17 protein-coding genes are annotated in these 13,808 nt (G+C 64.5%); 5 read left to right on the top strand and 12 right to left on the bottom strand.

Going from position 1 to position 13,808, the window contains the following annotated elements; translation table 11 throughout:
• Positions 1-163: 163 nt before the first annotated feature.
• Positions 164-364 (bottom strand): hypothetical protein, encoded by a 201-nt coding sequence (locus tag QTI33_RS24490; RefSeq protein ID WP_286508959.1) that lies wholly within the window; start codon positions 362-364, stop codon positions 164-166.
• A gap of 168 nt (positions 365-532) precedes the next feature.
• Positions 533-1,054, bottom strand: a complete 522-nt coding sequence (locus QTI33_RS24485) for a P-loop nucleotide/nucleoside kinase family protein (protein WP_286508958.1) — start codon at positions 1,052-1,054, stop codon at positions 533-535.
• A gap of 1,234 nt (positions 1,055-2,288) precedes the next feature.
• Here QTI33_RS24485 and QTI33_RS24480 point away from each other — a divergent pair.
• The 4 genes from QTI33_RS24480 (at position 2,289) to QTI33_RS24465 (ending at position 4,729) form a co-directional block, all read left to right on the top strand.
• On the top strand, positions 2,289-2,558 hold the full coding sequence (locus QTI33_RS24480) for a hypothetical protein (protein WP_286508957.1): 270 nt from the start codon (positions 2,289-2,291) through the stop codon (positions 2,556-2,558).
• Positions 2,559-2,572: 14 nt separating this feature from the next.
• Positions 2,573-3,616, top strand: a complete 1,044-nt coding sequence (locus QTI33_RS24475; protein WP_286508956.1) for a L,D-transpeptidase family protein — start codon at positions 2,573-2,575, stop codon at positions 3,614-3,616.
• A gap of 13 nt (positions 3,617-3,629) precedes the next feature.
• Entirely contained in the window at positions 3,630-4,184 is a 555-nt protein-coding gene (locus QTI33_RS24470) for a M23 family metallopeptidase (RefSeq protein WP_286508955.1), read from the top strand.
• Between the two features lie 254 nt (positions 4,185-4,438).
• Entirely contained in the window at positions 4,439-4,729 is a 291-nt protein-coding gene (locus QTI33_RS24465) for a YciI family protein (protein WP_286508954.1), read from the top strand.
• Here the strand turns inward: QTI33_RS24465 and QTI33_RS24460 are convergent.
• From QTI33_RS24460 to QTI33_RS24420, 9 genes are all read right to left on the bottom strand, one after another.
• Entirely contained in the window at positions 4,726-5,004 is a 279-nt protein-coding gene (locus tag QTI33_RS24460) for an amidohydrolase family protein (protein ID WP_286508953.1), read from the bottom strand. The two genes, QTI33_RS24465 and QTI33_RS24460, sit on opposite strands and share 4 nt — an antisense overlap.
• 13 nt (positions 5,005-5,017) lie before the next feature.
• The gene (locus tag QTI33_RS24455; RefSeq protein WP_286508952.1) at positions 5,018-5,818 is read right to left on the bottom strand and encodes a transporter substrate-binding domain-containing protein; all 801 of its coding nucleotides are present in this window, start codon (positions 5,816-5,818) and stop codon (positions 5,018-5,020) included.
• 32 nt (positions 5,819-5,850) lie between these two features.
• Positions 5,851-6,576, bottom strand: a complete 726-nt coding sequence (locus tag QTI33_RS24450; protein WP_286508951.1) for an amino acid ABC transporter ATP-binding protein — start codon at positions 6,574-6,576, stop codon at positions 5,851-5,853.
• On the bottom strand, positions 6,573-7,244 hold the full coding sequence (locus QTI33_RS24445; protein WP_286508950.1) for an amino acid ABC transporter permease: 672 nt from the start codon (positions 7,242-7,244) through the stop codon (positions 6,573-6,575). The genes QTI33_RS24450 and QTI33_RS24445 overlap by 4 nt, the downstream gene beginning before the upstream one ends.
• Positions 7,241-7,924, bottom strand: coding sequence for an amino acid ABC transporter permease (locus tag QTI33_RS24440; protein ID WP_286508949.1), 684 nt, complete (start codon positions 7,922-7,924; stop codon positions 7,241-7,243). Before QTI33_RS24440 ends, QTI33_RS24445 begins: the two co-directional genes overlap by 4 nt.
• Positions 7,921-8,808 (bottom strand): ribokinase, encoded by an 888-nt coding sequence (rbsK, locus tag QTI33_RS24435; RefSeq protein ID WP_286508948.1) that lies wholly within the window; start codon positions 8,806-8,808, stop codon positions 7,921-7,923. Before rbsK ends, QTI33_RS24440 begins: the two co-directional genes overlap by 4 nt.
• A complete protein-coding gene (locus QTI33_RS24430) occupies positions 8,809-9,582 on the bottom strand; it encodes a FadR/GntR family transcriptional regulator (protein WP_286508947.1) in 774 nt (257 codons plus the stop codon).
• A gap of 12 nt (positions 9,583-9,594) precedes the next feature.
• Positions 9,595-10,125 carry an RpiB/LacA/LacB family sugar-phosphate isomerase gene (locus QTI33_RS24425; RefSeq protein WP_286508946.1) on the bottom strand — a complete coding sequence of 177 codons (531 nt, stop codon included), beginning with the start codon at positions 10,123-10,125 and terminating at the stop codon, positions 9,595-9,597.
• Positions 10,126-10,494: 369 nt separating this feature from the next.
• Complete coding sequence (locus tag QTI33_RS24420; protein WP_286508945.1) at positions 10,495-10,962, bottom strand: ferritin-like domain-containing protein; 468 nt, start codon at positions 10,960-10,962, stop codon at positions 10,495-10,497.
• Positions 10,963-11,246: 284 nt separating this feature from the next.
• Here QTI33_RS24420 and QTI33_RS24415 point away from each other — a divergent pair, with 284 nt between their 5' ends.
• On the top strand, positions 11,247-12,530 hold the full coding sequence (locus tag QTI33_RS24415) for a phospholipase D-like domain-containing protein (protein ID WP_286508944.1): 1,284 nt from the start codon (positions 11,247-11,249) through the stop codon (positions 12,528-12,530).
• 341 nt (positions 12,531-12,871) lie between these two features.
• Here QTI33_RS24415 and kce read toward each other — a convergent pair whose 3' ends face one another.
• Positions 12,872-13,798, bottom strand: coding sequence for a 3,5-dioxohexanoate:acetyl-CoA acetone transferase (kce, locus tag QTI33_RS24410; protein ID WP_286508943.1), 927 nt, complete (start codon positions 13,796-13,798; stop codon positions 12,872-12,874).
• Positions 13,799-13,808: the final 10 nt, after the last annotated feature.

The raw sequence follows: 13,808 nt of genomic DNA, 5'->3' as shown, positions 1-13,808 counted from the left end.
GCTGTCGGTCTTCGCCTTCGATGAATCTCTTCATGGACCACCACCTCGTTCAGACGGGTTGGCTCAATATAGGCGACCATCAAGGGAGTTTCCACACAGCCTCGGCCGCATTCTGCCCGTCCACCACGCTTCACAAGGGGGCTCCTCGCTCCGCGAGCGGAGCCTAGAAGTTCGCCGATGTTGTGGTTTGATATCCGGTGAGATTGCCGCCTTGAGTCGCCTCAGCGCCTTGAGCTTTCCTGGTCGATAGCAACAGCGTCGCGACTGCTGCCCCGAACAGGACGAGCAAGCTCCACGCGCCGAACGCGTAGACCAAGCCAATCGGCATGAGGACAGCAAGAATGAGAAACAGAACCCTGAGCATGGGGCTCAGTTTGCGCCCCTAAGACCATCTTGCGCCGTGAAGAAGTGGACGCGCGGCAGAGAAAGTGGCCGAACTGATGAGGGAACGGGGCGGAAGGCCGGTCCGGCTTCGTTCTGCCAGTCACAGTCGACCTCAGCAGACCGGCACGGGCATCCCCAGCGCTGCCGCTCAACTATAGCGGACGACGTTGTAGCCTTCATCCGCCGTTGGCGCGACGAAGTAACTGGTAATTTGGTCGAATTCCTCATCTGTCGTTTCGAAGGGGTGTTCTCCCGAGAGGTTCCGAGCACGCAGGCGCGCCTTGCAGACCTCATCGGGCGCATCCAGGTAGTGCAGGCAATGGGCTGCCCCAGCTCTCTCAAAAACGCTGCGAGCCCAAGCTCTGGTCTTGACAGTGTTCGAGGGGAAATCGAGCACGACCGACGTGCCAGCTGCAAGCAGCGCCTCGATGTGGCCGGCCATCGCTTCACGCAACCTGCCGGCACAGCGCACGTAGTCTTCGATACCATCAATCTCGTTCGGGTACAGACGTGCGAGCCAATCGTCCTCACTGATGAGAACCGTCTTCGGTTCCGTCGCGAGTCGCTGGGTCAACGTTGACTTCCCAGCTCCAATCTTCCCGCAGACCATATGAAGCACCGCGGGCACCGAAAGGGCCGTTCTGGTCCGCGTCGCATCGAGTTCGCTCATTCCAATCTCCTGTCGCACTGAAAGCCCCGGGAGACAGAAAAAAACCGCCTCACGGGGCGGGTTGCTTATGGCTACTCAGGCCGCGCGCTAACCCACCATCCTTTGGATGGTGCGAATAATCGACGTGGCGTGCGAGCGAGCCATGGCGAGTAAGGATAGCCGTTGCCGGTGGTCTTGGCAAACCGAGCACGGCTGCTGCCTACAGCATGCCAGTCACGCGGAGATTTCGGTTCGACGGTCCGCTCTTGCTCGACCGCCCGAGGGGAGTGACGCGGGCAGCTGAACCATGATGGCGCTCGGCTCGGTTCAAGTGTTTGGTGACACTTCCACTTTGGCACATCGATGCCGGTTCGGGCGGGGGCGTCCATCCCATTGGCCTTGGCCGACTGGAGCCTGTCAGCCATTCGCTGCGTCCATCTTAGTTACTGAACGACGGACAGTTCAACACTCTCGCATCCCGCTGCAAAATCGCTTGCCCGCGCTTTGCGCAACCTTCCAAGAAAAGAAGGGCTCCGGCCTTGCAGGTGCCGGAAGCAGATGTATAGGACCCGTCGGCATCGATGAACACAAGGCCCCATGCGCCGTCATCGGGTTCGCCGACTGCAGGGTACTCTCGACCGTACTTCTCCAGATAGAAGCTCCCGGCGTACCCGTGCGCGTCGCACACCAGCTCCCAATCCCCAGGCATCAGCAACCCTAGGTCCAGATGCTGACTTGTCTGCCCATGTGAAAGGCGGCCGAGAAAGCGGTACTCGGAAATCGAGCTTGGCCGCCCCAACCCATGCCAGGTCGCAGCGAAAACGACGAGACCTACGAACATCAGCACGACATCAGGGAACCCAGAAAAAGCGCGCAGATGGCCAAGTCCTGCGGCACGAACGCTATGACCCCCTGCCCCAGATCGACGCTGCGGCGATCGTGGAGAACAAGCGATTGAGCCACGCGCTGCAGGCCGCGCAACTGCTGCAGGCGCAGCGCGACTGCCGCAGGAAAACGCCTTCGCACACCAAGCAGGGACAACCGCCCTACCCTCGCAAAGCGCAGCCTGGCACGAAGTCGACGTGCGGGCGTTGTACGTCATGAAGCCCGCAAAAGCGCAGGAGGGCCGATGCGGGCACTGCAAGGGTGCCCCACAGCGCGCGACGCCGCACGCCTCCGAAGACATGCGGTTCGGTCTTACAAGCCAGCCCCGCATGCGTCTCAGAATGGCTGGCAACAACTCAGAGGACATTCCATGAAAACCATTGCCTCCCTCGCGATCGCCATCGGAACGGCCTTGTCGCTCAGCGCATGCGACGTGAAGAAAACCGCAGACGGGAACGTCACGATGCCGAAGTACGAAAAAACGCAGTCCGGCGACGTGACACTTCCCAAATACGACGTGACGACTCCCGACGTGAAGGTGACCAAGGAGGAGAAGGTCGTCACGGTCCCCACGGTGAAGACAGAGGAGAAGGTGATCGAGGTACCGAAGGTCTCGGTCACGCCTGCCAAGGACAAGTAAGCGCCGCGCTCGTCATGTCAATTTCTCAACGCCGGTCTTTTCTCTGCACCGCAGCCTGCTTCGTCGCAAGTGCGGCGGCCGCCACGCCTTGGCGGTCCGAAGCCGCCACAGTCACCCCGTCGAACCTCGCAAGTGCTGCGGCGGGGCCGCCCGCCCTCGACCGGCTCAATGCGGCCAGCGACACGCCGCTGCTGGCACAGGGCTCGCGGGGCGCCGCCGTCATGCGCGCGCAGATCCTGCTCGACCGCGCCTGGTTCTCGCCCGGCGAGATCGATGGTGGCTATGGCGCCAACATGCGCCGCGTCGTGGCGGCCTACCAGAGGTCCGCCGGCCTGGCCGAGAACGGCAAGGTCGACGCCGCGACCTGGGCGGCGCTGCGGGCCGACAACAGCGCGCCACTGTTCACCACCTATGTCCTGACCGAAAAGGACGTGGCGGGTCCCTACGCCCCCACGCCCAAGGAGATGGGAGACCGCGCCAGGCTCACGTCGATGGGCTACGAGAACCTGCGGGAAGCCCTCTCGGAGAAGCACCACATGTCGCCGAAAGCACTGGCCGACCTGAACCGCACAGCGAAGTTCCAGTCGGGCGACGAGATCGTGGTCGTCAACATCACCGGCGCGGCGGATGCCAGCGTCGTCAAGGCGGCGAAGTCGATCGAGATCGCCAAGAACCAGCACATGCTGTTCGTTCTCGACGCAGCGGGCAAGCCGTTGGCCGGCTTCCCCATCAGCATCGGCGGACCGCTCGACCCACTGCCCCTCGGGCGGATGAAGATCATCAATGAGGTCAAGGACCCGACCTTCACCTACGATCCGTCGATCCTCAAGAAAGCGCCGGCCGACGCGGCGAAGGTCGACATCGCGGCCGGCCCGAACAACCCGATCGGCAACGTCTGGATGGGGCTGTCCAAGCCGCACTGGGGCATCCATGGCACGCCGGCGCCCGATCGCGTCGGACACGAGGAGACGAATGGCTGCATCCACATGACCAACTGGGACGCGGCGCGCCTGTCACAGCTCGCAAAAGCGGGCTTCGCAGTCGAGGTCAAGGCCTGACAGGGAGGCCGGCATGCCGTTGTCGCGACCTGCGCTGGCGATGGCTGCGGCCTTTCTGACGGCATGGGGCGGCTCGATGGCGCAATCCGGCATCGCGAGCGCCGGGCCGGCGCTGCTCGCGGCCCGACCCTTGCAGTTCCCGGTCGACGGCATCCGCCCCGAGACCATGCGTGACACCTTCGAAGATGGCCGGCCAGGCCATCGCCACGAGGCGCTCGACATCATGGCCCCGCGCGGCACCCCGGTGCGTGCCGTGGACGACGGCCAACTGGTCAAGCTCTTCGACAGCAAGCCGGGCGGGCTCACCATCTACCAGTTCGACCCGGCCGGGCAGCTGGCCTACTACTACGCGCATCTCGACCGCTACGCCGAGGGCTTGCACGAAGGCATGCAGCTGCAGCGGGGCCAGCTGATCGGCTACGTCGGCACGACCGGCAACGCGGCCAGCGATGCGCCGCACCTGCATTTCGCGGTCTTCCTCCTCGGGCCGGAAAGGCAGTGGTGGAAGGGCGAAGCGCTGAATCCGCTCGACGCCCTGCGGAGCACCGCTCGAGCACCGCCTCGATGACCCTCTCCAGAGACTGCCGGGCCGAGCAAGTCGGCCAGTGGCTGGAGCGTCTGCAGCGTCTCGCGGCCAATCGCACTGGCTGTTCGCTTCTCCGATGAATCGAAGCGACGCGGCCGACGCGAGTCGGCCGTCCTCTCCGTGGTCGCGCCTCATCCGGCCCTGCAAGCGGACACTGGCCGGTTTTCCAGGAGCCTCATACTCGCGTGGCGAGTCAACACGCTTCTCCCCATTTCCAATCCAGGAACGAGGTCCCCATGTTCATCGTTACTCTGACGTACATCCGTCCGCTCGAGGAGCTGGACGCGCTGATGTCCCAGCACGTCGCCTGGTTGAAGAAGCACTACGCCAGCGGCCTCTTCATCGCGTCGGGACGGCGGGTGCCCCGCACAGGCGGCGTGATACTCGCGCGCTCAGGCAACCGACAAGAACTCGACTCCATCTTGGAGCAAGACCCTTTCGCCAAGAGCGGATGCGCTCAGGTGGACGTCATCGAATTCACACCGAGCATGACCGCACCGGGTGCAGAAGCGTTGAAGGCAATCTAGGCGGGGGCGTGCAGGTTTCGCGGCGCTTGCGACCGGCGACCCACCCCGATGCGATGAATGCGGCGCGCGTTCTCCACGAAGAGCTTCGCCTGCTCCTCGCCGCTGAATTCACGGACGCATGACGCAAAGCCGTCGAAGATGTCCTGGAACGATGCACGCAAGCCGTCCACGGGGTAGTTGCTTGCGAACATGCAGCGATCAACGCCGAACATCTCGATCACATCCAGAACTACGCTACCGAGCAGGTTCACGCCCGCCGTGACAGCATCGGCCATCACCGTTCGCGCTTCACTTGACCCATTTCTCCACGACGTCCGTCGGGATCTCGGCGCCGTGGTACTTCTTGAAGATTTCGTTGAGCTTGCCGTTGGCGTGGTTCGCCTTCACCCAGTTGTTCACCCACGCCAGAAGCTGTGCATCGTCCTTGCGCACGCCGATGCCCAGGTCATTGACGCGCAGCACGAACTTCTGCTCGAGTTGCCGGTTGGGTGCCTTCTCCTTCATGGTCTGGAAGAGCGCGTTCGACGTACCCACGAGGTCGGCCTGGCCGGTCACCACGGCCGTGATCACGCCGGCATCGTCGTCATAGCGAACGACAGTCGCGCCTTTGGCATTCTGGGTGAGGTCGGTGTCCTGTGTCGTGCTGCGGTTGACGGCAACGCTCTTGCCGGCCAGGTCGGCCATGCTCTTCACGTTGGCGCTCTTGATCCCGCCCACCAGCGAGATCTGCGGAGCGTACGGGATCGAGTAGTCGATCACCTTGGCACGCTCGGGGGTCCAAGCCAGCGTGGAAATGATGATGTCCGCCTTGCCGGTCTGCAGGTTGGGGATGCGCGTGGCGCCAACGGTCGGCACCACTTCGAGGGCGACGCCGAGGTCCTTCGCCAGCAGCACGGCGACGTCGTAGTCGGAGCCGGTCGGCTTCATGTTCGCGTCGGTCATGCCCGAAGGCGGCACCGCCAAGTCAACCGACACACGGATCTTCTTGTCCGCGCGGATCTTGTCGAGCGTATCCGCCTGTGCGCCAAAGGCGACGGCGGACAAGGCAGCCAGCATCAGTGCGCGGCGGAACAGGTGCTTGAGGGTCATGATGTCTCCTGTGGTTGTGGGGGGAAGAACTCTCAAAGGCCGGTCCCGAGGAACTCCTGCAGTTCCTGTGTCTGCGGCCGGTCGAACATCTCGCGGCCGCCTTGCTCCCAGACGCGACCCTTGTGCATGAACAGGGTCGTGTCGGCGACGTTGCGAGCGAAGGCCATTTCATGGGTGACCAGAACCATGGTCATGCCTCCGGCGGCGAGATCGGCCATCACCTTGAGGACCTCGCCCGTGAGTTGTGGGTCCAGCGCCGACGTTACTTCGTCGAACAGCATCACCTGGGGCTCCATCGCGAGTGATCGTGCGATGGCCACACGCTGCTGCTGCCCGCCAGAAAGCTGCTCCGGGTAGCTCTTCGCCTTGTCAGACAGGCCGACCTGCGCAAGGACGCGCTCGGTCAGTTCCTTCGCTTCGTCGCGTGTCTTGCCTTTGCTGTGACGCGGCGCCAGCGCGATGTTCTCCGCCGCCGTCAAGTGCGGGAACAGGTTGTAGCTCTGGAAGACAATGCCCACATCTCGGCGCAGTTGGCGCAGGTCGAGCTTGGGATCGCTCACCTCGTGCCCGGCCACCTGGATGCGGCCCTGATCGATGCGCTCGAGCCGGTCGATGCAGCGCAACGCCGTGCTCTTGCCCGAGCCGCTGCGTCCGATGATGGCGAACACCTCGCCCTTGTTCACACTGAAGCTCACGCCATCCAGCACCTTCAGGGCGCCGAAGCTCTTGTGGACGTTCTCGAGCAGGATGATGCTCATGCCGGGGCGACCTCCACGCGATGGGCGACCAGCAGACGACGTTCGAGCTGCCGGCTCCACCACGACAATGGGAAACAAAGCATGAAGTACAGACCGGCAACGAGCATGTAGACCACGAACGGCTCGAAGAGCGAGTTGTTGACGACTTGTCCGGCGCGGGCCAGCTCGACGAAGCCGACCACCGAGGCGAGGGATGTGTTCTTGACGATCTGCACCATGAAGCCCACCGTGGGAGGCGTCGCAATGCGCAAGGCCTGCGGCAGGACCACCAGTCCCATGCGCTGCACCCTTGAAAGTGCAAGGCACTCGGCGGCTTCCCACTGCGTGCGGGGCACGGCCTGGATGCAGCCGCGCCAGATCTCGCCGATGTACGCGCTGACGTAGATCGTCATGGAGATTCCGGCCGCCACCAACGCGGACAGGCTCAGGCCGATGATGCTCAGGCCGAAATACGCGAGGAACATCAGGATCAGAAGTGGCGTGCCTTGCACCAGTTGCACGTAGGCCATCGAGAGCCAACGCACCGGGCGGACCGGCGAGACGCGGCACAGGGCCACGATGAACCCGAGGAATCCGCCACCGACGAAGGCGATCAGCGAAAGCACCAGGGTCCATTTTGCGCCTTGCAGCAGGAAAACGAGGTGATTGGCGTTGAACGCGCTGCTCACAGTGGCGTTCCCAGCTTGCGGCGGCGGGTGAAAAGCGCCTGCCCGGCGGCCCAGAACGCGCCGCGCATCAGCATGGACAGCACGAGGTAGAACACCGCGACCACGGCGTACGTTTCGAACGATCGGAAGGTATCGGACTGCACCCGGTTCGCAATGGCCGTCAGCTCTTCCGCCGAGATCTGCGACGTGATGGAGGTTGCCAGCATCAGAAGCACGAACTGGCTGGTGAGTGCGGGATAGACGCGCTCCATCGCCGGACGCAGGATCACGTGCCAGTAGACCTGTGCACGCGAGAGCGCGAGACACTCGGCAGCCTCGATCTGGCTCCTGTGGATCGACTCGATGCCCGCGCGCATGATTTCGGCGGTATAGGCACCGATGTTGATGACCATCGCCAGTACCGCGGCAACGAAGGCTGGCACCTTCAGGCCGATGCTCGCCAAGCCGAAGTACACGAGGAAAATCTGCACCAGTAGCGGCGTATTGCGTATCGCCTCGACGTAGATCGCGCACGCTCGCGCCATCAGGCGGTTGTGGCTGCCACGGCCGATGGCGCACAGCGTACCGATGAACAGGCCCAGCAGTGTCGCGGCCACCGACAGCTTGATCGTGAGCCACGCGCCGTGGACGAACAGCGGCCATTGCGCCAGGACGCTGGTGAAGTCGAACTTGTAGGTCACCGCTCGACCATTTCGTGGAGATAGGGAATGGACGCCTGCGCGCCGGACCGCGTGACGCAGATCGTTGCGGCCTGAATGCCACGCATGACGGCAGCGTCCATGGACGCCCCCGCGGCGCGTGCCGCGCACATCGCGCCGATGAACGTGTCACCGGCTGCAGTGGTATCCACCACCTGAACTTCCATCGCGGGGAAGTGACGACAGCCGCCGTCGTCGGCGAGCACTACGCCCTGACTGCCCAGTGTCACGATCGCCGTCGAAGGTCCGCGCTTGCGAATCGCCGACGCAGCGATTGCCGCGTTCGCGGGGTCGGTCACCGGCAGGTCGGCGAGCTCGCCAGCCTCGATCTCGTTCATGACGATGATGTCGACCAGCGACCAAAGTTCGTCGGGCAGTTGGCAGACAGGCGCCGGGTTCATCACCACGACCGCCCCCTGTGCATGCATGCACTTGGCAGCCATCACGACCTCGCCCATCGGGACTTCGCATTGCAGCAGCAGGAACTGGCCTGCAAGCGCCTCGGGGCCTGCCTTCAGCAACTCGTTGGCGCCGGGTACGAGCGTGATGCGGTTCTCGCCCTCGGCGTCGACCATCACGACGGCCACGCCCGTGCTGCCTGGGACAGTGCGGACGTTGGTGACATCGACTCCGTCGGAAGCGAGCGCATCGCGCAAGGCATCGCCAAAGTCGTCTTCGCCGACGCATCCCACCATCGCCACCCTGGCGCCTTGCCGGGCGCAAGCCACCGCCTGGTTCGCGCCTTTTCCACCGGGGTTCGTGAGAAAGCCGAGCCCGCGCATCGTCTCGCCGGCCCGTGGTGCACGCGCCACGCGGACCATCAGGTCCATGTTCAGACTTCCGAAGACGACGATGGAAGCGACCACTCAGGGCACCCGTTGGGTGGCGTGCGGCTTGCTTCGCCGCTGTGTGCCCATGTCGGCCGCGTTCTCGCGCAGGTTCGCGCCGATCTCGAAGTGCTCGGCGAGCAGCGCATCCGCTTCGGACGCGTTCTTGCGCCGGATCGCCAGCATGATGGCCTCGTGATGGTCAACGAGATACGCGTCGACGCCCGGCACGCTGGCAATGACCCGCCTGCGTTCCGTATGCGATTGCTGCAGCAGCTTGGCGACGGCCGCGTAAACACTGGAGAGTGCCGGCGAGTGCGCCGCGTCCACGATCAACGTGTGGAAGTAAAAATCCGCCGCCCCGCCCTTGACCGGGTCGCCGATGGTTTCCTTGATGGCCTGCACGGCTTGCGTGAGTTTGTCCAGGTCCTGCGTGAGGGCACGCGAACACGCCAAGCGGATCGCCTGCCGCTCGATCGCAATGCGCGCCTGCATCACGTCGTCCACGGCTCCCGCTTGCTGGGCCAGGACGAGGCCGAAGTAGTCGGAGAGTGCCGTGAAGTTCGGCTCGCGCACCACAGTGCCGAAGCCGCGCTTGATCTCCAGCGCGCCCAGCGTGGCCAGCGCGCGCAACGCCTCCCGGATCACCGGCCGGCTCACTCCGAGCGCGCTCGCGAGGTCGCGTTCCGGCAGGAGCCGATCGCCGGTCTTCAGTTGACCGGTCACCAGTTGTTCGCGCAGGAACGACACGACGCGGTCATAGCCGTCTTCACTGCCGTCGGACTGCTGGACGATCTTGACCGGCTTGTTCATCGCGCGATCCGTTCAGGGGAAACGCCGACCTTCGACCAACGCCCTTGCCGCTTCGCGCTCCAGATCGCCGAGCTTGTCGACGCGGCGGCGGAAGTGCTCTTCCGTGCTGAACTCGGATGCCAGGAACGTCTCGATCACATCGCGCGCCACCTGCGGCCCGATGATCCACGCACCGATGCACAGCACATTGACGTCGTCGTGCTCGACGGCCTGGCGAGCCACGAAAGTGTCGTGGCACACCGCCGCACGAATCCCGGGGATCTTGTTGGCAGCGATGCAAGCGCCTGCGCCCGTGCCGCAGACGAGGATGACCCGTCTGACCTTGCCCTCCTGGATAAGGGAGATGGCCTTTCGAGTGACATCCGGAAAATCGACTGGCGAGTCCGAAGTCGCGCCGACATCGATGACTTGATCGCAATGCTGCGCAAGGACGTTCGAGACAAAGGCCTTCAGGAGGAACCCGGCGTGGTCGTTCGCCAAGCCGATTGCCGGCCAGCGTGGAACCTCGTTCGCGTGCGGTGAGCGTGATTCGTCTCTGGACATGTTGCTGCCTTACCGTGGTATGACCAAGGATAGACCAGGGCGGCGAGACTCGTCGATAGGGGTTCTTCCCCCCTTGGTCAGGACGTCCCCCTGCCCTCGTCCACCATCGCTTCTTCTCCACCCACGTCCCCCATGTCGGCGCTCGCATGCCCATGGGCGAGAAGGACGGCTTGATCCCCAATGCCGCGACGCGAGCGTCGCCGAGTTCCTGCGCGAGCCGCGCGTTCAAGTCAGGTCCGATATCGGGCACATCGCCGCGATCGAAGCGCCCACCGAAGTGGCTCGACGGGTCATCTCATTTCTCGAGTCCCAGACCGCGGCATCCGGTTTCGGCGCGAATCGCGCCGCCGACCGTGGGCGGTCGGGGACTCACGGCGCCGGCTTCGCCGAGAACGCCGCGACATCGCCTGGCTTGCGCAGCATCTTGTCGACGTCCGCGGCGTGCAACTCCTCGGCGTGGATCATCTGGCGCGCGAACTCCTCCAGTGCCACGGAACGGCCTTCCACCTGCGACAGGAGCTCGCGATACAGGGCCAGTGCACGCGCCTCGGTGTCGAGCGATTCGCGCAGCATGGCCGCGATGTCGTGCTGGTGCGAATCGAGCAGCGATCCGATGGCGAGCGAGGGGTACTCGCCGAGCGTGGTGATCCACTCGCCGACCTGCTGCGCATGCAGCAGCGATTCGTTGGCCTGTTCGCGCAGCCACGAGACGATGGGAATCCGGCCGAATCCGAACACCAGGAAGGAGTAGTGGGTGTAGCGCACCACGCCGGCCAACTCGGCTTCGAGCAGCCGGTTGAGCACGGAGACGACCTTCGCTTGATCGAGCTTTTCCATGTCAGTGCCCGTGGAGGGTGGGGATGAGAAATTATGCGCCTCGCCCCCGCGAGGCCGCATTGGCGGCGGCCTTTGCCGGCCGCCAAGGAGACCCTCCCTGCCGAGGGGATTTCCGCGTTTCAAGATTGGATCCCCTCACGGTCTTGGGAAGCGCGTCCCGCCCCTCTCGCGGCGGCGTCCTACCGACACTGGTGGCCCGCCGGTTGCCAAAGGCGGACATTCGGGGCGCAGACTCCGTCGAGCCGTCGTTCCCTCCCAAGACCACAAGACACGTCGCAAGCCACATGAACGCCCTGCGAAATCGCACGAAAGCCATACTCTGGACGCTCGTCCTGTCGGTCGCCGCGACCACACTTGTGCTCGCCTTCACCGGCGGTGAAAAGAAGCTCGACGAGCAGGTAAGGCGTGAATACGCGCTGCACGACGCACAGTACCAGCGCGCTCTCGGCGTCATGCTCGGACCGCCCATCACGGAGGGCAATCGATTCGAGGCGCTGCACAACGGCGACCGGATCTTCCCTCCCATGCTGGCGGCCATTCGGAGCGCCCGACAGAGCATCACTTTCGAAACCTACATCTACTGGTCGGGCGACATCGGGCGCGCGTTCGCCGATGCCTTGTCCGAGCGGTCGCGAGCCGGCGTCAAGGTGCACGTGCTCCTCGACTGGGTGGGCAGCGCGAAGGTGAACGAGGAGTTCGTGAAGGAGATGGAGGACGCGGGCGTACAGATCCGCAAGTTCCACAAGCCAAACTGGTACGACATCACCCGCATGAACAACCGCACCCACCGCAAGCTGCTGGTGGTCGATGGCCGTGTCGGCTTCACCGGCGGCGTCGGCATCGCCCCCGCCTGGACAGGCGATGCCCAGGACCCGGAGCACTGGCGCGATTCCCACTTCAAGGTCGAAGGGCCCGTCGTCGCCCAGATGCAGGCCGTGTTCATGGACAACTGGATCAAGGTTTCGGGCGACGTGCTGCACGGGGAACGGTACTTTCCGCCGATCGCCAGCATGGGCAGCGGTCGGGCCCAGATGTTCAGCAGCTCTCCCTCCGGGGGGAGCGAGAGCATGCACCTGATGTACCTGCTGTCCATCGCCGCGGCGACGAAGAGCATCGATCTCGCCAGCGCCTACTTCGTGCCGGACGACCTGACTGTCGGAGCCCTCGTCGCCGCCATGCAGCGTGGCGTGCGGGTGCGGATCATCACGCCGGGCCCGATCATCGATTCCAAGACCGTTCGCGGGGCGTCGCGTGCCGCTTGGGGCCCGCTGCTCGAAGCTGGCGCAGAGATCAGCGAATACCAGCCGACGATGTTCCATTGCAAGGTCTTCACGGTCGACGGGTTGTTGGTCTCGGTCGGCTCGACGAACTTCGACAACCGCTCGTTCCGTCTCAACGACGAGGCGAACCTCAATATCTACGATGAAGCGTTCGCATCCATGCAAAGGATCCAGTTCGAGGCGGATCTGAAGCAGTCGAAACGCATCACTTTCGAAGAATGGCGCGAGCGCCCCATGTCCGAGAAAGCCCTGGAACACCTGGCCTCGCTGCTGTCCGCGCAACTTTGAAGACCCAGGACGCGATGGCGGGCCAGGAAGTCCGTTCGCGTGCGGCCTGCTTCACGTTGCGAAGGAGGTCGTGGTTTCGCGGTACGCCGCCATGGGCTTTCAGACGATTGCACGCAGTTCCGCCGGAGGCTTTTCTTCCGCGCGTTGCGAAAGCGGGTGATCCTCGCCTCCTCGCCTCCTCGGCGCGTTCGCACGGTCGAAACCCCACGTCCCGTGACGCCGATGCGAAGAAGTTGACCTCGGAACCTGCAGCGATCTCGCCCGAACTGCGGGCGGATCGCGCCGCCTCACCGACCCCGACGCGCGCGATCGCCTGGTCGCCGAGATCGGCGCGCGCCCCATCAGAACGCGACGTTCGCACCCCCCTTGAGCTGAAGGATCTCCCGCGCGTCAGCCGGCGTCGCCACGGTGAGCGAGAGGCCTTCGAGGATGCCGCGGACGCGTCGGACCTGGTCGGCATTGGTGCGCGCGAGTTCGCCGGGGCCGTCCCACAGCGAATCTTCCAGGCCCACGCGCACATGCCCACCCATGGCCGCGGCCTGGGCGCCGATGCTCATCTGGTTGCGCCCGGCGGGGAGCACCGACCATTGGTAGGCGTCGCCGAACAGGCGGTCCGCAGTGCGCCGCATGTGCAGCACGTCTTCCGGGTGCGCGCCGATGCCGCCGAGGATGCCGAACACCGACTGGATCAGGAACGGCGGCTTGATCAGCCCGCGGTCGATGAAGTGCGCCGCCGTGTAGAGGTGGCCGATGTCGTAGCACTCGATCTCGAAGCGCGTGCCGTTGTCGCTGCACGATTGCAGGATGTGCGCAATGTCGCTGAAGGTGTTCTTGAAGATGCGGTCGTGGCTGCCCGCCAGGTAGGGCTCTTCCCAGGCGTGCTTGAACGCCTTGAACCGCCCGAGCATCGGGTACAGGCCGAAGTTCATCGAGCCCATGTTCAGCGAGGCCACTTCGGGGCTGAACTCATGCGCCGGGCGCAGCCGGTCTTCCAGCGTCATCGTCGGCGCGCCGCCGGTGGTCAGGTTGACGACCACGTCGCTGGCCGCCTTGATGCGCGGCAGGAACTGCCTGAACAACGCCGGGTCCTGAGACGGGCTGCCGTCGACCGGGTTGCGCGCATGCAGGTGCACGATCGCCGCGCCGGCTTCGGCGGCGCCGATGGCGGCCTGCGCGATCTCCTCGGGCGTGATCGGCAGGTAGGGCGACATCGACGGCGTGTGGATCGCGCCGGTGACGGCGCAGGTGATGATGACTTTGCGTGCCATGGGGTGTCTC

This window comes from Variovorax davisae (assembly GCF_030316845.1).
Taxonomy (GTDB): Bacteria; Pseudomonadota; Gammaproteobacteria; order Burkholderiales; family Burkholderiaceae_C; genus Variovorax; species Variovorax davisae.
The sequence above is the reverse complement of the archived record's forward strand: the minus strand, read 5'-3'. Positions and strand labels throughout refer to the sequence as shown.

Coding starts and splice junctions, on each gene's coding strand:
- QTI33_RS24455 (WP_286508952.1), bottom strand. CDS start 5,818: ATGACCCTCAAGCACCTGTTCCGCCGCGCACTGATGCTGGCTGCCTTG.
- QTI33_RS24480 (WP_286508957.1), top strand. CDS start 2,289: ATGAAAACCATTGCCTCCCTCGCGATCGCCATCGGAACGGCCTTGTCG.
- QTI33_RS24475 (WP_286508956.1), top strand. CDS start 2,573: ATGTCAATTTCTCAACGCCGGTCTTTTCTCTGCACCGCAGCCTGCTTC.
- QTI33_RS24485 (WP_286508958.1), bottom strand. CDS start 1,054: ATGAGCGAACTCGATGCGACGCGGACCAGAACGGCCCTTTCGGTGCCC.
- QTI33_RS24470 (WP_286508955.1), top strand. CDS start 3,630: ATGCCGTTGTCGCGACCTGCGCTGGCGATGGCTGCGGCCTTTCTGACG.
- QTI33_RS24460 (WP_286508953.1), bottom strand. CDS start 5,004: ATGGCCGATGCTGTCACGGCGGGCGTGAACCTGCTCGGTAGCGTAGTT.
- QTI33_RS24465 (WP_286508954.1), top strand. CDS start 4,439: ATGTTCATCGTTACTCTGACGTACATCCGTCCGCTCGAGGAGCTGGAC.
- QTI33_RS24420 (WP_286508945.1), bottom strand. CDS start 10,962: ATGGAAAAGCTCGATCAAGCGAAGGTCGTCTCCGTGCTCAACCGGCTG.
- QTI33_RS24425 (WP_286508946.1), bottom strand. CDS start 10,125: ATGTCCAGAGACGAATCACGCTCACCGCACGCGAACGAGGTTCCACGC.
- QTI33_RS24415 (WP_286508944.1), top strand. CDS start 11,247: ATGAACGCCCTGCGAAATCGCACGAAAGCCATACTCTGGACGCTCGTC.
- kce (WP_286508943.1), bottom strand. CDS start 13,798: ATGGCACGCAAAGTCATCATCACCTGCGCCGTCACCGGCGCGATCCAC.
- QTI33_RS24430 (WP_286508947.1), bottom strand. CDS start 9,582: ATGAACAAGCCGGTCAAGATCGTCCAGCAGTCCGACGGCAGTGAAGAC.
- QTI33_RS24450 (WP_286508951.1), bottom strand. CDS start 6,576: ATGAGCATCATCCTGCTCGAGAACGTCCACAAGAGCTTCGGCGCCCTG.
- QTI33_RS24490 (WP_286508959.1), bottom strand. CDS start 364: ATGCTCAGGGTTCTGTTTCTCATTCTTGCTGTCCTCATGCCGATTGGC.